Source organism: Pedobacter sp. AC190 (assembly GCF_979258025.1).
On sequence record NZ_OZ409824.1, the window covers coordinates 1,103,690 to 1,122,798 of the forward strand.

Annotated in this window: 16 protein-coding genes; 8 read left to right on the forward strand and 8 right to left on the reverse strand. The window is 41.1% G+C overall.

Features of this window, described 5'->3' with window-relative positions:
• Positions 1 to 32: 32 nt before the first annotated feature.
• The 7 genes from ACZZZI_RS04825 to ACZZZI_RS04855 all read right to left on the reverse strand — a co-directional run bounded on the left by ACZZZI_RS04825 (position 33) and on the right by ACZZZI_RS04855 (position 10,863).
• Positions 33 to 977: a manganese catalase family protein gene (locus ACZZZI_RS04825; protein ID WP_463488780.1), complete on the reverse strand. Its 945-nt coding sequence runs from the start codon at positions 975 to 977 to the stop codon at positions 33 to 35.
• 799 nt (positions 978 to 1,776) lie between these two features.
• On the reverse strand, positions 1,777 to 2,001 hold the full coding sequence (locus ACZZZI_RS04830; protein WP_463488781.1) for a hypothetical protein: 225 nt from the start codon (positions 1,999 to 2,001) through the stop codon (positions 1,777 to 1,779).
• Between the two features lie 77 nt (positions 2,002 to 2,078).
• Positions 2,079 to 2,273, reverse strand: a complete 195-nt coding sequence (locus tag ACZZZI_RS04835) for a hypothetical protein (protein ID WP_463488782.1) — start codon at positions 2,271 to 2,273, stop codon at positions 2,079 to 2,081.
• A gap of 1,420 nt (positions 2,274 to 3,693) precedes the next feature.
• The gene (locus tag ACZZZI_RS04840; protein WP_463488783.1) at positions 3,694 to 8,892 is read right to left on the reverse strand and encodes a CheR family methyltransferase; all 5,199 of its coding nucleotides are present in this window, start codon (positions 8,890 to 8,892) and stop codon (positions 3,694 to 3,696) included.
• Between the two features lie 67 nt (positions 8,893 to 8,959).
• Entirely contained in the window at positions 8,960 to 9,988 is a 1,029-nt protein-coding gene (locus ACZZZI_RS04845; RefSeq protein ID WP_463488784.1) for a chemotaxis protein CheB, read from the reverse strand.
• Positions 9,989 to 10,162: 174 nt separating this feature from the next.
• On the reverse strand, positions 10,163 to 10,378 hold the full coding sequence (locus ACZZZI_RS04850) for a hypothetical protein (protein WP_463488785.1): 216 nt from the start codon (positions 10,376 to 10,378) through the stop codon (positions 10,163 to 10,165).
• Positions 10,379 to 10,713: 335 nt separating this feature from the next.
• Positions 10,714 to 10,863 carry a response regulator gene (locus ACZZZI_RS04855; RefSeq protein ID WP_463488786.1) on the reverse strand — a complete coding sequence of 50 codons (150 nt, stop codon included), beginning with the start codon at positions 10,861 to 10,863 and terminating at the stop codon, positions 10,714 to 10,716.
• A gap of 243 nt (positions 10,864 to 11,106) precedes the next feature.
• Between ACZZZI_RS04855 and ACZZZI_RS04860 the strand changes: the two genes are divergently transcribed.
• Positions 11,107 to 11,343, forward strand: coding sequence for a transposase (locus tag ACZZZI_RS04860; RefSeq protein ID WP_463491769.1), 237 nt, complete (start codon positions 11,107 to 11,109; stop codon positions 11,341 to 11,343).
• A 762-nt stretch (positions 11,344 to 12,105) separates the two neighbouring features.
• Positions 12,106 to 12,615 (forward strand): RNA polymerase sigma factor, encoded by a 510-nt coding sequence (locus ACZZZI_RS04865; protein WP_463488787.1) that lies wholly within the window; start codon positions 12,106 to 12,108, stop codon positions 12,613 to 12,615.
• A 510-nt stretch (positions 12,616 to 13,125) separates the two neighbouring features.
• Here ACZZZI_RS04865 and ACZZZI_RS04870 read toward each other — a convergent pair.
• Positions 13,126 to 13,626, reverse strand: a complete 501-nt coding sequence (locus tag ACZZZI_RS04870) for a hypothetical protein (protein ID WP_463488788.1) — start codon at positions 13,624 to 13,626, stop codon at positions 13,126 to 13,128.
• Between the two features lie 263 nt (positions 13,627 to 13,889).
• Between ACZZZI_RS04870 and ACZZZI_RS04875 the strand changes: the two genes are divergently transcribed.
• From ACZZZI_RS04875 to ACZZZI_RS04900, 6 genes are all read left to right on the forward strand, one after another.
• Complete coding sequence (locus ACZZZI_RS04875) at positions 13,890 to 14,120, forward strand: hypothetical protein (RefSeq protein ID WP_463488789.1); 231 nt, start codon at positions 13,890 to 13,892, stop codon at positions 14,118 to 14,120.
• Positions 14,121 to 14,299: 179 nt separating this feature from the next.
• Complete coding sequence (locus tag ACZZZI_RS04880) at positions 14,300 to 14,731, forward strand: MgtC/SapB family protein (RefSeq protein ID WP_463488790.1); 432 nt, start codon at positions 14,300 to 14,302, stop codon at positions 14,729 to 14,731.
• A 31-nt stretch (positions 14,732 to 14,762) separates the two neighbouring features.
• Complete coding sequence (locus ACZZZI_RS04885; protein ID WP_463488791.1) at positions 14,763 to 14,957, forward strand: hypothetical protein; 195 nt, start codon at positions 14,763 to 14,765, stop codon at positions 14,955 to 14,957.
• A gap of 18 nt (positions 14,958 to 14,975) precedes the next feature.
• Positions 14,976 to 15,803 carry an MBL fold metallo-hydrolase gene (locus tag ACZZZI_RS04890; protein WP_463488792.1) on the forward strand — a complete coding sequence of 276 codons (828 nt, stop codon included), beginning with the start codon at positions 14,976 to 14,978 and terminating at the stop codon, positions 15,801 to 15,803.
• 195 nt (positions 15,804 to 15,998) lie between these two features.
• Complete coding sequence (locus tag ACZZZI_RS04895; RefSeq protein WP_463488793.1) at positions 15,999 to 16,373, forward strand: SPW repeat domain-containing protein; 375 nt, start codon at positions 15,999 to 16,001, stop codon at positions 16,371 to 16,373.
• A gap of 65 nt (positions 16,374 to 16,438) precedes the next feature.
• Positions 16,439 to 18,619: a hypothetical protein gene (locus ACZZZI_RS04900; RefSeq protein WP_463488794.1), complete on the forward strand. Its 2,181-nt coding sequence runs from the start codon at positions 16,439 to 16,441 to the stop codon at positions 18,617 to 18,619.
• Positions 18,620 to 19,109 lie beyond the last annotated feature (490 nt).

A 19,109-nucleotide genomic window follows, 5' to 3' on the forward strand; every position in this document is an offset into this window, starting at 1 on the left:
TGCTTTCGCAGTCCGGCCTTCCGTTGTGTGCATTAAATTTTAGGTTCTCTGTAATTGCTCCATTGAGCAGTTCCCTCTGGCTCTGCTGATTTGACCTCAATACTTTTCTCTTCGCTCATCTCTTTGTTTAGCAGCTGAGCCTGCTCCATTTCTTCTTCCTTGTCACCAGAAAGGTTGGTAAGCCCTTCGGTTTCCTTAACGAAGGCAACAGGGTCTTCTATAAATTCAAAGTCCTTTCCCATGCCTGGCATCTCGCCCTGATTCCAGGGACCAGCGAATGAATTTTCCTGCGAAAAATTGAAATATTGTTGAGTAAATCTCGGATCTGCCTGCAGCACCCCGGGAGGGAAATTTGGCTGAATGGTATCCAATGCGGCTTCAAACATTTTGTAATGGGCCACCTCGCGGGTCATAAGAAAAGAAAGTGTTTCCCTAACATAAGGATCATCAGTAAATTTCATCAAGTGTTCATACACCAGCTTCGCCCTGGACTCTGAGGCAAGATTAGACCTCAGATCGACCGTAAGGTCTCCATTGGAATGGATGTAGGATGCACACCATGGAATCCCCTGGCTATTAGCCAGTCTCGGACCACCAGTGCTTAACATTACAAAATGGGGATTAGCTGACAGGGCCGCATGGATGATGTTTTCTTTAGCCGCTTTACCGTCTAACACTTGCATAATCTCCGATGAATCCGCGGCATCTTTAAGTTCGCCGTTGACACCTTTTAAAAGCATCTGGATAGTTGCCCCTACAATTTCAAGATGACTAAACTCTTCGGTTGCAATATCCATTAGCATATCGTACTTGTCAGGATGTGGCTGCTTGGCGCCAAATGCCTGCGTAAAATACTGCATGGCTGCGGCAAGCTCTCCGTTTTCACCACCAAACTGTTCTAATAAAATGTTTGCGAATACGGCGTCTGGTTTAGAGACTCTTGCATTGAACTGCAAGTCTTTTGAGTGATGGAACATAAGCTATTTTTTTTGTTAGTTAAGGGCTCAGCAGCAAATGCGCCTCGCTTCTATACCACACTGTAGAAGTTCATAAAGTTTAGCCAATGGACAAAAAGGGTATACTTCCCATACTATATACGTATTAATCCCAGGCAAGTTAGCGGAGTCTCGAATTATACCTTAACAAATAGTGGAAGCCCGGGCTAAATCACGTATGTATCCACAAAAGTATCCCATGCTACACGCTGTTGTCTAAGCCTGTAGGCCTTCATAGATTGAATTTTAAACCTTTAAGGGCACAGCTACAATCGCTGCTAAATCTACACTAGGAATCGCCGATATACTAATTTGGCATACAGGGATAATAAACGATTACTGAACGATGCAGTACGTAGATATGAAAAATAAAAAAAATCAGCGAGACGGCAAAACGACAAGTATCTGGCAGCGCCTTATGATGCAGCCCTCTTTTCAGCAGATATATTAGATTCAGTTTAGATGCCATAATAGTAGGTGATGGAATTACCGGGTTAACTACCGCTTTGAATCTACAGCGCGCAGGCAAAAAATTATTTTGGTAGAACCAAAGAATCTGGGCTTTGGCATTAGCGGGGAAACTAGTGCTCAATTTAACACTTTTTTTGATTCTAGTTACCCGGAGATAGACAGCAGTTTTGGAGAGGAAGCGTCAAAAACTATGGCTACTTACAGTCACCTCAACAAAAGATTGATGTTGAACTTTTAAAATCTAATGAAGGCTCTGAGTAAAGCACGGTCTTTGGAAATACCGTTCAGCCATCAGGGCTGAGCGGGATGATTAGGCGGTATGTGCTTTTAAACATAGCGAGGACAGGTATAGGCACTGGATTCCGTTAATTCTCGCTGACCGGGTTAACGCATCGGAGGCCATAGTAGGAGATTTGGCAAAAGGAATATTTCCCAACGTGTTTGCAGAACGAGGAATAAAATCAGAGTTAACATACAACCCTAAAGGATTTGCGAAAAAGATATTGGTCACTGTTGCGTTAAGTACTATAATCATTACTCTTTTAAGAAAAATGAACGAACCTGAAACACCTAGAGCGTAAAAAGCCCCCGTCAAACGAGGGCTTTATTCATTTATTTATTCGGGGGCAATGTCCTTGTTGATGAATCAATGTGAGTGCTATCTCTCATTTGCTGATCACCGGTTGCAGTGGTATCAATGGTATCTGTGTTCACTTCTGATTGCCGATTTTTTTCTTCAGTATTGTTGTTGCAGGCACCTAAAAATAAAAAGGCAGACGCAATCAATGTTAATTTTAAAGTTTTCATAGTTTTTCTTTATAGATGTATTTGAAGAACATAAATATTCAGCTAAAGTTTGGATTGTTTCCACATCATCTTAAGAAACTTGAAGAGGTGCTGCCTTCAGACCACCTTGAGCTTATCAAATCACGATTGCTAATCAATAGGCTTGAACTGATCCAAAAATGAGAAGAATCATAAAAGGAGCAGAACAGTTAAGTTTGTCCAATTGGAAAGTCGATCATCCACATTCGAATTACGGCAACTTCAGTGGAGTACTAGGCAAGCCGTCCGCAGGGATGTCAAAGAAGCTTATTTAATTGAAAAGTATTTATGCGCGTACTGCTATGACCACATTGAGCTGGGCAATTCTCATAACGAACGCCTAGGACCACAGCATTTGGCTCCTAATTTAACATTGGATTTCGACAATATTGTTGCAAGCTGCTAATCCAATAGGCTTTGCGGTCACAAAAAAGCCATAATGAGCTGCAACTTCGGTCTTACAACAATGTGAAACAGACCTCAAGTATTAGATTACGGGGAAGATCAGCCACAACACCCCCAGAGGTCAACAATGTCATACCATCTTCGGCCTAAGAGATAGACCGTTAGCTTCAAAAAGGAAACAATTGACAGAGTTAAAAATCTTCAATTTTGGATCTGATCCAGATGGTGTCAGTCTTGTGGGCGAAGACTTTTTAAAGTTATTCATAGACGAACTTAATACTCCCGACGCAGATCAAAACTCGAAGCCTTCTCCCCTGTTCTCATGTATCCTAAAGGATTTTCTCCGCACTTAATGGGCACACCAATTGATCTAAACCCTTTCTACCAATTCAATAAATCATAAATATACAGAACTTACACCACTTTTATTTTCGGTGATATGGGGTCAATCTGCACCGCCTTTTCCAATATGGCATTGTTAATGAAAAACTGGCAGTTATGTAATATTTTGGATGATCCAGTACCTTGAAAAGGTCTTACCATAAATAAAATTTTTGTAAAACTTGTTTGTAACTTAGTAAGTAGGCAGAGGGAGGTAAATGAAGTTGTGTAGCCTTCGCCTTCAACGTTCCAAAATATGTGTGTTTCGTTTTTGAGTTTTTTCTAACTGGCAGGATGCCTATTGAAGAGTTCATTCGGGAAAGCTTATCCTTTATCCGGCTACCTCTGCAGCCCAGATGCAGGACTGGTTGAAGGCGCATAATGCAAATTTTCCGCACGTTAGCCCATAGAAAAGCTATGACAAGCGAATTCTCCACCAATTGAACAAACTAGTTCATTTGGCCCTTTTCCGCCAATTCACTAAAATACAGACAGGCAAAACTTTACAGCAAATATATTTCCTGTGAGACGGCGTCAACCTACTTTATTTATTCAGCTCACAACAGTGTGATGTCGTGACTAATTTTTAAAAAAAAATAAGATAGAGGATTTAAGCTTAACTCTGCGAGGATGTGATTGGAATAATAACGGCTATCTGAGTTCCCATTCCTTTCTGTGAAATAATATTTACCTTTCCATTAAGTAAATTTATCTTACTTTGAATTGAACTGAGTCCAATCCCTTTTTGCCTTTCCTTCTCAAAATCAATTCCCTTTCCGTTATCGTTGACTCCAATCTGGACCCTATCACCTATAATCTTTACTATTACCTCACAGTGAGTAGCTTGAGCGTGCTTGACGACATTAAGCATCAGTTCCTGAACCGTTCTAAATACTGCAAGTTCTAAGTAACTCTCCATTCGCTGCTGCAGGCCGTTGTAATGGCAGTCGAATCTCACCTTGCCTTTGAGTTGTTTACATACTTCATCAAGTGCGGGTTGAAGTCCAAATTCCTCAAGCGCTGCGGGCATTAATTGATGCGAAATCTGACGGCATTCCTTAATTGCGTCGGTAAGCAGCTTTTCCGTATATTTTTTAGAGGCGATAAACTTATCCTTATCTGCCCCAGCCTCTTTAAGACTGAGCCCTCCAAGACTGAGTTTAATCCCATATAAAAGCTGGCCGAGGCCATTGTGAAGACTTTCAGAAATCCTGCGTCGTTCTTCCTCCTGCATACTGAGTGTAGCTCTAAAAATTTCAAGTTGTTGAAATTTTGACATCAGCCGTATTTTTTCTTGAGCAGCGAAACTCGCAGATACATCCATATCTACTCCCACTATACTAATAGGCAAATTGTCATCGTTCCGAATCACTGTAGCTTTTACCTTGATTACCTTATTGATACCTCCTACCTGAATATGGAGAATGTCATCAAAGCCAGCTTCTGGATTTTCTATCAACCCTGCCAAAAATTTCCCATTCGCCATAGACTCCGGGGAAGCAAGCAAGCCATAAATTTCAAGTCCTATATCCCCTCCAGTCGGAACCTCATATAAACTATACATGCCGTCAGACCAAGTTATTTTATTAACTAATAAATCATAATGCCAGGTTCCAGTCGCTGCAACCTGCTCGGACTGTTGTAATAATAGATAATGTCTGTCCCGCTGTTCTTCGGAAATTTTTCTGGCGCTTATGTCAGAGGATACACCAAACCATTCGATAATATTTCCGTTTTGGTCTAGCAAAGGAATCGCCCTTGAGCTCATCCATCCAATTGATCCATCAGCCAATAGTATTTGATGCTCCAAAACAAATAACTTCTTTGTTTTTATCGATTCTGCAATAACTAGTTTGAAGCGAGCATGTTCCGTTAGGGGAATATAGTTGTCCAGCCAGTCACTTATAGGGCTTTTAGCATCTTTTAACACAACATCATCAGTGAGCACTGTCATTTCACTCCAGTCTGAACTCATGCGGTAAATTAGATCTGCACTTGCTGTAACAAACATTCTTAGCCGCTCTTCCGAGCTCCTCACATTTTGCTCGGCATTCTTTCGCTCAGTTATATTTAAATTGGTGGCTAAAAGGCCATCCTCCATTTTAACAAACATACAGGAATACCATTTTTTAAATCCTTCATAAGGATAAAAATACTCAAGTCCTTCTGCCGTGCCACTTCGCATTACACGCATCATCACCTCATATACTCCTGTCTCTATAATTCCCGGGTACTCTTTTAAATAATATTTCCCGACTAGATCGGTTCTCTGCGTCTCTTTTTCTAGTTCACGATTGGTCAGAGTAATTTCAAAATCTCGTATCGCGCCGGATTCGTCCCTGATTGCTTTGAGAACAGACATTCCGATAATACTGTTATCCAGAATCGATTGAAGCAAATCACGATTTTCATTAAGCTTAATCTCTGCTTCCTTCATTTCGGTTATATCACGGGCAATGGCCAAAATTGTTACAACATTGCCTTGCTGGTCATGCTCAGGAGTTAATCGTGAGTATAAATAAGTTATCCGTTCAGCGCCTTCCAGAATGGCTAGATATTCGACAGTGTCGCCAGTTTTTAATACTTTTTGTAGACCTTGTAAATGTGGGCCAAGAAACGTTTGGTTAAAACTCGTTTCCTCAGCAACCTTGTCATTAGACTGATTTTCTTTTATAGCTATTTTTTGATAGAAAGCACTATTGGCGAATACAAGTTTCAGATCAGTGTCCCACCGAGAAATCAAATCGGGAGTGTTTTCGACCAGTGTTAGATATTGCTCCTTGCTATCATTGACCTGGGCTGTACGGTTTTGCACCGCACTTTCCAGTTCTGAAAGATATTTTTCTTCGGAATGTTTAAGGGCGTGCTGTAAGTCTCGCTGGATAGTCATATCGCGGATTATCTTCACAAATCCAATGGTATCACCACGCTCGTCACTTATAGGCTGAACAATTCCTGAAGCCCAGAATTTTGAACCATCTTTACGTATTTGCCACCTTTCACTTTCTACACTACCTTTTTCTTCGGCTAGTACAAGCTCGTTTTCAGGAATTTGCTGATCAATTTCCCCCTTTGCGTAGGTGACATCACTTGTATTTCCAATCATTTCAAGTTCGGAATAACCATAGATGAGTTGAGCGCCGCTATTCCATACGACAACCAGCCGCTCCTTGTCGATCATGAAAATTGCATAGTCCCTTACCCCTTCTACCAGAAGTCTCATTCGCTCTTCGGACTGCTTTAGAGCATGTTGAGAAAGCTTTTGAACGGTTATGTCGAAAAAAGTTATTACAACGCCGTTGATCCGGTCCTCTGCGGTTCTGTAAGGGAGCATACGCATCATAAAGTGACGGGCATCGCTGGTACATACTTCCTTTTCGATTACAGTGAGCTTATCCAATACCACTTCCGCATCTAAGAGAAGATCATCGTAAAGCAACCGGTGCGTTATATCCGTCACAGGACGTCCAAAGTCGCTCGATTTCAGATTGAAAATTTCCAGAATCGCCGGGGTGTAAAGTCTTATAGAGAAGCTCCTGTCCAGAAAGATCGTACCAAGCTCTGCGGAGTTGATTAAGTTCTGGAGGTTATTACTGGTTATGCTGGTCTCTTCAATTTTTACTTTTAGCTCTTGATTCACCGTTCTCAACTCCTCATTGATGGACTGTAGCTCTTCTTTACTGGTTTCCAGCTCTTCTGCAGCTGAGCGGAGTTCCTCGTTCATCGCCTGCAGTTCCTCGTTCGAAGCCTTAAGTTCCTCGGCCTGGTATTCATGATGTTCTATCGAATTTCGCAGCTGCGATTTCAATCCGATAAGTTCCTCTTCCAACTGTTTTGCAACAGGTTCATCCGCGGATACTATGATCGTGTTGGATTCCAGATTAACTTCCTCCGAAGGTTTAAATATGATCAGTATAAACCCTTGGGGAATATTCCCACCCTCCAGAGAGGGCCGGATTAAAATGTCCAGCATCTCAGACTGATTGTTTACCGCAGATCTGATATTATGTATTTCGATCGATCGTTTATACTGTACGGCTTGATAAAGTGCCGCACGGACCTCGAGTCTGATCTGTGGGGCAATAAGCTTTAGCAAGTTCTGCGTCGGCTCCCCACCGGTAAACTCTAAATAGCGGCCGGCGCGTTCTGACATATGAACAATATCATATTCCTGATTAACAACGATTGACGGTGGCGCATATTCCTCCAGCATTCTCTGGTGCAGTTCGCCAAAGGAAATACGTTGGGCACCAACGTTCCCTGGTTGTTCGGCTAGATTCTGGCTACGTGAATACTGAAACTGTGGCACGGAATCCGGCACCGGATAATTTCGCGAGGCCACCTCGCGCACAGTATAGATGTGATGATCGCGATCCTGCACGTTAAAAAGATCGCTCGCACCATCGACTGATTCAGAGGTGCCCAAAAACAAAAAGCGCTTGGGTTTTAATGCAAAATGGAAAGTCTCCACAACCCGGTCTTGAGCGGTACCATTAAGATAGATTAATACATTTCGACAAGAAACCAAATCCAGTTTCGAGAATGGCGGGTCCTTTAGAAAATTATGATTGGCAAACAGAATCATTTCTCTAATTTCCTTCCTCACTCTATGGTAGTCGCCATCTCTTGAAAAAAAACGTCTCAATCTTTCTGTAGAGACATCTGCTGCATCATTTATCGTGTAAAGTCCCTCCCTCGCCGTGGAAATAGCAGCCTCATCGATATCAGTGGCAAATATCTGTACTTTTGGCGCATCAAAGGTGCTGGAAAGCTGCTCTGCACATAACATTGCTATAGAGTAGGCTTCTTCCCCTGTTGCGCAGCCAGCCACCCAGATGCGAACCTGATCGGCTGAATTCTTGCCAGCAAATAGTGCAGGAATAACTTCCCTTTCCAAAGCGTCAAATGCTTCCCGGTCCCGAAAAAAGTTTGTAACAGATATAAGTAAATCTTTCAAAAGGGCCCGTGTTTCCTGTAAATTATCTGTCAGCACCGTGACGTAGGAACGCAGGTCGGCTAGGCCATGAACATTTATACGCCGCTCTATCCGGCGTAGAAGCGTGGGCCTTTTATAATTAGAAAAGTCGTGGCCAGTGCGAACTTTCAATTGGGTAAATATTTCCCTTAGTGCCTGCTGCTGTACTTCCTCCGGCTCCCCTGCAGGTACGTCAAGAATCTGCACTACGCCCATCCCATTACGGTAAGCCACAATACGCTCAGGAATGTCTGAAACATTAAGAATCTCATCTACGAGTTCTGTGGCAATTGCGTTTCGGGGCATTTCATTGAACTCCGCTTCCCTTGGATTTTGAACAAACGTCGCGCCTCCTAGTTCTTTGATCCTTTTGAGCCCCATCGAACCATTTGCTCCTGTTCCGGACAAGACAACGCATACAGCTCGAGAGGTATGTTGATCGGCCAATGACCTGAAAAAAATATCCACCGGAGCACGTCTGTCTTCTGCAAACAAATTCGCTGATATGGTAAGGTATTCTTTTTCAACGGTTAAATGCCTGTCAGGTGGAACAACAAACACGTGATTGGGGACGATACGGGTCTTTTGCTTTATTTGTGTAACTGGCATTGAAGTTTCTATGCTCAAAACTTCGGCAAGCTGACTGTCATGGTCAGGAGAAAGATGCAAAATCACAATATAGGCCATGTCCGGCTGCTCAGGAACATTCCTAAAAAAAGTCTGAAGGGCCTGGATCCCACCCGCCGATGCACCTATACCTACAATGAAAAAGTTTTTAGCACCGTTGAGTGGTGACAAAGAATTTGTGTTTCGCCTGCCGGCACTGTTTTTCTTTTTCATAATACGCGAACCCTACCGGCTAAAATAAGAAAAATTACTCTACCCATTGTAATGAGAAAAGAATTTGCTAGTTTAAGTTGCCCTCTGCTCGCAAAATTTCTGAACTGAGAGGCTGCTGGTCCTGTATTGCGCTACGAAGAATCATGCTGCGTTTTGTGGTTTCGTTTGCCTTGTTAAAATACTCTGCGGCTAACTTTGGAAGATTCGCCTCTGCGTAATGATCCCCAATGTGGTTTAACAGAAATATAGTCTCATCCATACCTCTTACCGCATTGTACAGGCTTTCAGAAACATTTTGACTTAGCGAAGAAAGTAATGCGTCCCCAGAGTAGGCATGGCCGGTATGACACCGAAAACGCACCAGGTTTTCCTCTGTAATTTTGGCTAGCACGCCATGGCACTCCGGGCATGCAAATGGTGACAGCTCACCCATAAATGTGGGAGCATATTTCAGGGCATCGCCAGCTGCAGCAATATCAATTTCTGCTTTAGTTTTCTCATCTTTCATTTCTGGTAAGTTATTGCTTATTTCCTGAGCACATAGTTCAAGCAGAAGCTTGGGGAGTTCTGCAACGGGTACACAGTGGTCAATCTTGACTTCCCGTAATGCGTTTTCGGGCATCGAGGGTACCTGTGCATCACTTGGGTCCTGCACAATGGCTATTCCGCCATATGCTTTAATCCGCCATAGTCCGGCTGTTCCATCATCTAATGCACCACTAAGTACAATTCCAATTACCCGCTCACCGTAAGCAAATGCCGCTGAACGGAACAGTGGATCGACTGCAGGTCTGAAATGGTTCTCACGAGGCCCCCGCGCAACCCTCACCAAACCAGGTTCCAGTAAAAGGTGATGGTCCGGCGGAGCAACGTAGATATGATTTTTTTTTATAATTTCTCCCTCCACAGCGTTTGAGGCTGGTATGGTTCCCAATTTATTGATAACGTTGGGAAGAATCCCGATAACATCTGGACTCATGTGCCAGACAATAAATATCGAGACATCAAAATCAATTGGCAGGTTTTGAATGAGCTGTTTCAGCGCTTCAAATCCTCCTGCTGAGGCACCTATTACAATGATATCCCTTTTTTCCATTAAAGGTTTTAATTTATATTAAGCGCACCCGTAAAATCTCACAAGCTGCACTATCCCTCTATTCGTTGATGTGTATATAGTTCTAAATTTCTTTTGATTTGAGACTAAGTAGGACTTATTTACTAAACAAAATTAATAAAACAAATTAAATCAACTATTTGAATTTACAAATAATCAAAAATCGATGTTTACGCTTTTATTCTTTACAGGCCTTATCTTAGTTGCAACCAATGCTCCTTCCAGAAAATCAATCTCGAAATAAACTAACTGTCCTTGAATAGGAATAAATGAATGCTCTGATAGCGAAAAAATAATGTCCTGATCGTTGCAATCCATAATAAGTCCGATTCTATCGGTTTTGTTATAAAAGTGAATTTTACCCTTTCTCATATAATATTATCGGTTAATGAGTGTCAACGGCTCTACTTTACTCCCATTCTACAATATATTTTGGAAACGAGCCATGTAAGCTCACTTGCTTTTTGAATAGTCCACTTTAGAATCAACACTTCAATCAATAATGATAATTGCTGATAATTAAAATATATGACCTAGTAAACCCCATAGTGAATACCTCTTAAGAGGTATTAAAAGACAGGTTGATCATTTAAATTTCGCATGTTCATCTCAACAAGCTGTATCAGGTAATGAATTAACAGTCTTGATCAGTTTTTCATAATCAAAGGGCTTGAACATCACTTCGTCGGCATTGCTGAATACTTTGTCTACTGCGACTCAAGCATCGCAGCGAGAAGCAGCACCGGAATTCCGTGTGTTTCTTTATTCTTTTTGATTGCCCTGCATAACTCCCGTCCATCGTCTCCATTTAACATAATATCCATAATAATCAAGTCTGGGCGCATTTTAGAAAGCACCGATGAAGCGTCGATCCGTCCTTGACACAAATAGATGTGTGCTGCTGGCTCTGAAGAACCAACTCAATCACTTCAGCGTTGCTGCTATCACCCTACTACTACTATTCGAGCCATCCTTACAGAATTAGAAAATAAATTTAATCTCTTCTTTTCGAAATCAAGACCAATAAAACCGCTTCAGGTATTTAGTTGCAGCGAAAACGTATTTAACTCGGTCTAGCTCATCCCAAATATAGAAAGGTAATTGGCTGGTCACTAAGTGATAATATGGAAGCCAAAAACACAACTGTTAGCGCATTCCGGATGGCTAAGGCAAACCGGGGAATTGGGGATAAACTAATATTCCACTCCGATCAGGGAGTTCAGTATGCTTGCTTGGAGTTTAGGCAGCAGTTGATGGGATTACCATTAATTCAGAGTATGAGCAGGAAAGGAAACTTTTGGGATAATGCAGTTGCAGAGAGTTTCTTTAAACAATGAAAACTGAGATGGTTTATCAAAGAACTTTCAAAACTAAGAAACAGGCATACCTGGCAATTTCCATTCCTCATTAGGTTATTTGACTCCTTTAGATATTGAAAAAACGATAATTAACAGAAAAAGAGCCGCATAATTTGCATTCAAAAAATATCTGACGAGAAAAAACCAATAGTATACTATTGCAATTCCAAGGCACTGTTGATAACATTATTGCAATTTCACTTCTCCACTTGTATCTGCAATGGTAACTAGTTTTGTTGTTGTGCTTCTTCGGGATCTGGGGTCGGCTAATCAGTAGCTAACCCCTACTGGAAAAATTTACCGAAGGCAAAAAAATCCTCCTTTATCATCAGGGTAAGTTTAACGAAATTAAAATGAAACGTGCATTGATTTGCCATTCGGATATTATGCAAGAAGTTCGGAGCCTTCTGCACCAGGAAGATTTAAAAAATGTTACCATTATTTTATGGAAAGGGACGGAAAATCTCCGTCATATTTAAATCTGAAAGCTAAAAATCGCCTAAAATAAACTTTAAATTCAAGTTATCCATCTCTTTATGGAATCTCATCTTATCTGGTTAGACTGAATTTTGTCTGGCCTGAAACAAAGCTTAAATGATTGTATTTACTGCTTTAAAATAACTATATGTATGAGTTTAGGTGATATGCGGTTTATACGTGAGCAGTTAAAAGGACCAAAGCCACAATGCCAAATGGTATATGCTTTGAGGAAAGTAATTGACATCCTTAAACAATTTACCTATGACACAATACGAATTTTCAAACAGCATCAATCTTCATGCAGGCGCCTTGCGTTCGCATGCATTAAAGTTTACCAATGATATTGATGATGCAAATGATCTGCTACAGGATACTTTGGTAAAGGCCACACGATTTGCCTCAAAGTTTGACCAAGGAACCAATATCAGGGGATGGCTTTTTGTAATAATGCGCAACACCTTTATCAACAGTTACCGCAAACAGCAACGTCACAGGGAACGCGTTTTACAAGTGGAAGAAATCTCATCAGAGCAGCTTTGCACAAACGCAAGCACAAACCATGGCGAAAGCAAATTTGCTTTGGAAGACATTAAAAATGCACTAGAAAAGCTCCCAACAACTTATTCGGTTCCTTTTATTAAATATTTTGAAGGTTATAAATACCAGGAAATAGCGCTCGAACTTGATATACCGGTAGGCACGGTTAAAACCCATATTCATCAGGCTCGGCTGCTGCTAAAAAAGTCGTTAAAACATTACAGGAAATACTAAATAACAGGGCTTCAAAATGTAAGGCCTGTTTAAAAAATTACACACGTACTTTGCAACAAATCCGTGTCAACTACCTAAATTGATGAAAATACTACCAGAAGTTGACATTCAAGATCGAAAGCTTTATCGCTATTAAAATAATGGCAAAAAGTAAATTATTATTTAAGATGGATAAAACGCTTAACTAAGCTAAAAGATAATTAATTGCCCCATGCCGATGTGCACCGCATGAATAGCGGTTGCATAGCAGAAGAATTTGTGATAAAACCCTGTGGTATTTTTGCACTGCTTGAAAAAAATCCTTCAATTCCTTGATAAAAGCCAACCATTAATATACCCTTACGTTAAAAGCACACTATATTGTTTGATATTTCATCCTTAGCCTGTCGAAAAACTAGGTTGAATATGCTTCAAGGTTTTTCGACAGGCTTAACATGAAAACATTTCATTTAGTTTCCTTTATATATTATATTTCGTTTGTCAACGGTTTGTTGCAGTAATTGAAAAATGTCATTTTAATAATTGCAACTCATTTAAATCTGTTATCCAGTAATGTAGCTTTTTTTCGACCCAAACTCTTAAATCTGGATGCTTCAAACCGGTAGAACCCGTCGCTTTTACATGATAGCTTATAATTTTTTGGTCAGAATTAATTAGTAATATTTTTAGATCGTCTATCCTTACTGAATCCCGACTGCGAAGGACATTAAGTTTTTCAATATGTTCTTGCTGAAGCGGAGGCTGCTCCGGAATATTTGCATTTATCGCTAACTCTTTAAAATAAGATTCACTATCTGTTGCTCTTTTATACCCGAAACTATTGATATCTTCCCGGTTTGGGATTTTTTGTAATTCGAGATTCAGTTGCTGCTGGTAACGCATTTCCGGATAAATGGAATCAATAAACTGATCATCGTGCATGGCGAATTCGGATTCATCGTGCTTGCAACTGTATACAAGCGGTGCAATGGTTAGCAATAAATAAAAGCTTAATTTTTTAGCGGTTTTCATTGTAATAACAATAATAGTGATACAGCTTTTGCCGGCACAGATTATTGCAGGCAGGAGCAATTTAGTTTAACACCTATAAAACAAAGTGAAAACAGCGAAGGTTTTAAAAAAAAATAATGCGAATTCTCTGGCAGGTTTTTATATCTACAGAATAATAATTACTACGTGCCTGGCGGAAGATGGATATAAGCTTTGCTAAAAACATTCAACTTTAACAAAAGAACTATTGTGTTATAAGTGGTATTAACAAAAACCCAATAGTTATGAAAAAACTTATGATGATGATGCTCGCACTTACGATCAGTGTGGCATCAATTGCGCAAACCCTGCAGGACACTACAAAAAAGAAGACGGGGAAAGCTAAACCTGCTAAAGGCAAACAGTGGCTGTCTTATTACGGCCAATCCTTTTTCATGGCATTGTATTACCAATTGCTGCAGGACAAGCGGCCCGCCATAAGATTGTACAGTAAAGGGCTCCTTGGAGCCCAATAAAACACGTACATCGCCCCGTAACAAGTACTTCGAACTATCAAACGTGGAAAATCACACCCTAATGATCCTCGTTAAGTGAAATAAATTAGATTTTACATTTTGTTGGGTCTTTCAATTGAGCATTGAATAGTTCAAAAACCAAATCACCAGCACACATGTTTTATAGATAAGAATAAAACATGATTGACCTAACTGTAGAAATACGCGATATAACTGCCATGTTGGTTTCGGTAATATGTGGTGGCATTATCGGTTTCGAGAGAGAATATAGAAACAAATCTGCTGGCTTCCGGACGATTATTTTAATCAGCTTGGGATCTGCCATTTTTACAATTGTATCCTGGCATGGAAGCGGCACCGACGACAGTATTTCGGCCAACATAATAACAGGCGTCGGTTTTAAAGGTGGAGGGCTAATTTTTAAAGACGGCATATGGGTAAGAGGACTAACCACGGCTGCTGTAATCTGGACATCGGCCGCAATCGGCATGACAGCCGGAGTTGGTTATCATGCGCTTGCATTTGTGCTAACCATTTGTACACTCTGCGTTTTGGTTATGGTCAGTTATGTAAAAAAATCGTTTCAGATCTGCAAAAGGAAAGAATGGTAACGATTAATTTCATTAACTATCGTTTTCCAATGTGCTGTCGCTCGAAAAACGGTTACACAACACAGGTGCAGAGATTGAGCGTCTGGAAATATCCAAAGAGGAAGGACGGATAAATGTAGTTTACCTGATCAGAGGCAAAAAGACCTCCGTAAATGAGCTTAACAGACAGTTGGCAATGGCGGAGGAGGTTGCGAGTTTTTTCTTAAATAACATTTGTAGTGGATAAACCCTAAATAAATATCGAATGGAACAGAGTAAAGACAACAGAATCATTCCGATGACATCATTGTCCAGTGGAAACGGGAAAACCGTAGCTGGTGATGTGTATTATTTCACCCACCAGATCGTTAATATTTTAATGCTTGGCCATCCCGGTGGGGACTGGATTTTAATAGACTGTGGCATGCCAAAATGTGGAGATGAGATTATAGCTGCTACCGAAGAACGCTATGGAAAAGATAAACCACCAAAAGCGATTTTTTTAACCCATGGCCATTTTGATTATGTTGGCGGCATTGTTAAAATACTCGAAAAATGGAAAGTGCCTGTTTATGCTCATCGTTTAGAAATGCCATTTATTACGGGCAAACAGGAATATCCTGAACCCGACAGTTCTGTCGAGGGAGGGCTGCTCGCCAAACTATCTTCCATTTACCCTTATAAACCAATTGATATTTCCGGACATGTATATCCTTACCCCGAAGATGGAAGTTTATCTGATGCACCAAACTGGCGTTGGCTTCATGCACCAGGCCATTTGCCTGGTCAGGTTGTTTTTTTTCGCGAGGCAGATAAAATTTTAATCGCTGCTGATGCATTTATTACCGTTAAGCAGGATTCGATCTACAAAGTTTTAATTCAGAAACGTGAAGTACAGGGACCACCCAGGTATTTAACCACCGACTGGCAGGCTGCCTGGGATACCGTTAAAAAATTGAGAGACCTGCGCCCAGCAATTGTTGTTTCAGGGCACGGCCAATATATGAAAGGCGCAGAACTTAGGTTAGGCCTTAAAAATCTTGTTGAAAATTTTAGCACAGTGGCAATACCAAGTCACGGCCGTTTTGTATAAATCCTTACAAAATGGTTCTCTTTAAATCTGAATACTCCACATTACTTAAAGTGAAGTACTTAATAAAAGTGATAAATACGTTTTGTAACGCTTTATAAAACCCGCAGCCAGTAAACATGGTTTTCTTGAGGGATGAATGTTAGGAGCAGATCAGCCCAAAGTTTAAAAGCCCTGAAAATAAAATACACTTAAAGCATGAAAAAAATATCGAGAAAAACGCATGGAATAATTGATTATCTATGGGCCGCAGTGATGATTTCTGCCCCTTTTATTTTAGGTTTCATTAATGTTATGCCAGCCGCAATTTGTTTTTTTATTCCAGCACTCATTGCTATTTTCCAATCTCTTTTTACCAACTATGAACTCGGTGTGTGGAAAAAGCTGCCCATAGCATTCCATCTTGATATGGATGTTGTTTTAGGATCTACCTTAGCAATTTCGCCCTGGCTTTTTGCCTTTTATCAGCAGATTTTTTGGCCGCATGTAATTATGGGTGCCTTTTCTGTAGTGGCCGGATTAACCACAAACTGCAACTCATTGATTAAAGATTACAGAAACCGCAATACATGAGCCAGCAATAAGAATTGCTGGTTGTTTTTCAGTTACAAAAAAATTAGTTTGCATTATACATCTATATGAAACCAATTTCCATCTGGGCAGCAAATGCCCAAACAGAGCTTAAATCGTTAGCACCAGTTGCCGAAATTTCTAAATCGCTTCAGCTTAATGCTTATTTATCAAGTGATACACTTTGGCTGGTAAAAGAAAGGCCAGACGGAAACCGGATTGCTTTCCGCACGGCATTCTCACCCTCTGGAAAATTAGAAATTAAGAAAATCCACCATGATGAAGGTGAAACTACGGTGAGTCTTGCCTGCTCAACAATAGTTTTCCAGGTAACCATTCAATATGAAGCAGGAGAGGAATTTTTCCGTTATACTGTTATGGCAACACCAAAGGTGCCCCTGTTTATTCCATACTGGCCTAGGGATATTATCTGTTACGATAGTAAAGGAAAGATAAAACAACAGGGAACAATTCATACCCAGCAGAGGGGAACCCGGTCCGGAATACTTTTCTTTAATGATGGTACCTCGGGCTCCGTATTTTATTTTCAAAACCTAACCGCTATTAACGATTACTGTGAAACCGCAAAATGCAGTGCAGGGGGTGCGATAGGCGGAGAATGGCCTGAAATCGGCTTCGCTTTACCTGCAACAACGGCGCCATTAGAGAAAGGTAAAAGCTACTGCTTTAGTGACGGTTTTGTGAGCCTATCGGATCAGCTTCCTGCTTCGCCTGCCGAAACTGCAATATTGTACCTTGATCGGTTAGCCGAAATCTATGTTAAAATCCCTCGGCCTGAGCGCTTTTACCACGACTGGCTTGACACTGTGGAAAAAGGCCTTAAAGATTTGACCTACCACAAAGGCTGTTGGACATTTGCCGGAGGCCACAGCTACCTTAACGCTTATGTTGCTGATTATAAAACGCCGCCTGAGGTCATGGTTCAACTTGCCGTATTGCTCCCGATGCTGGATTACCTGGATTGGAAAGGTGAAAACACTCATCAACTGGTAACTGAATTAAGGAGTGGGCTCGAGGCATTTTACCAGAAAGACATGGGGACAATCGTGAGGTGGCTGCCATCGGCCGAAAAAAACCTTGACCATTCTGAAGAGCAGAAAAAGCCGCGGGTGATGGATGCCTGGTATTTGCACCATCCATTAATGAACCTTGCCCGCCTGAGTACCCGTGGTGATGAAAATGCAAAAAAAATGCTTCTCGATTCCATTGGTTATGCAGTCAAAGTGGCCCATAAATTCAATTACCAGTGGCCGGTATTTTATCAGATGGATACCCTTGATATTATAAAAGCGGAAACCGCCGAAGGAGAAGGAGGTGAAAAAGATGTTCCGGGTACATTTGCAGATTTAATGCTGAGAATGTGGAAGATAACCGGAGATAAAAGATTTTTTGAGGAAGCCAAAAAATCAGCAGCTAAATTAAAGGGCCTGAGCTTCGAACTGTTTTACCAGGCCAACAACACTGCATTTTCTGCCGGAGCCATGCTCAGGTTATATAAAGAAACCCAAGATAAAACTTTCCTTGAGCTGAGTTATGTATGCTTAGCGGCGATTTTTGACAATGTACAGCTTTGGGAATGCGAATATGGTAACGCTAAGCATTTTCCAACGTTTTTTGGAGTTTTCCCATTGAGAGATGCGCCATATACTGCTGCTTATGAAGAGCAGGAGGTATATTCCGCCCTACATGACTACCTTAAAGAAGCAGAGGGACTGGAAATCCTTCCGTCGGTAAGGTTGTTAATTGCGGAGTTCATCAGGCACATGATGGGCCGTGTGGCCCACTACTATCCGACCATACTGAAAGAAGAAGCGGTGGCTAAAGAAAGCAAAACAGGTGAAATTGATCGCAAACTGTGGATTGCCCTGGAAGATCTGCACGATGGCTGGGAGCAGTCTGGAGAGGTTGGACAGGAAGTATATGGAGCAGGAATAGCATTCGGCGTAATACCGAAACAGTATTTTAAAGTTAAAAATGAATCTTTTATCATTTTTTGCGATTATCCAATATCCAACTTCCGATGCAAAGCTAATGCAGCCTCCCTAAGCACTGGTGGGGACGAACGACTAAATTGCAGGATAATTATTTTATTCCAGGGTGGAGATCGGCCTAAAAATCTGGAAGTGAAATCTGTAATGAGAAACGAAAGATACAATCCTGTAAAAAACGATCCTAATCTGCTGGAATATAGGATAGCAGGGAATCAAAAAGTCAGTATTAACTGGTAGGTTTGTTGATGTTTCAGCACGTTGATAATAATCAGCGTGCTGCAAATAACCTAATAAAAAATTAAGATAAAAAACTTTAAACAGTAAGCCCGACAAATACTGCCCCGGTTTCTTTTTTGTTCTGAGCGGTTTCGAAAGCGTCATTAATCCGACCCATTGAAAAAGAGTGGGTAATCATTTTTTTGCGTTAATTTTACCTTTGGCCAAAGATCAAGGCAAGCCGCCATTTCCGGATAGATACCCCAAAGCCATAACTTCACTTAAAATAATGGTAATACCTGATCTTTACAGCTGCTGCCAATCCATTTCGATGCTGGTGTTACTAGATTAAGAACCGCCCACAATGATACTTTACCCCCTTATGCGGATGAAGGGTAATTTCGCAGCTTCGATCAGAAGGAATTAGCCACCTTGGTATGGTTAAATGTTTGTACTTTGAAACTGGAGGATCTTTTAGCTTACTTAAAAAAACGGCGCCTGCGCCGGGGCT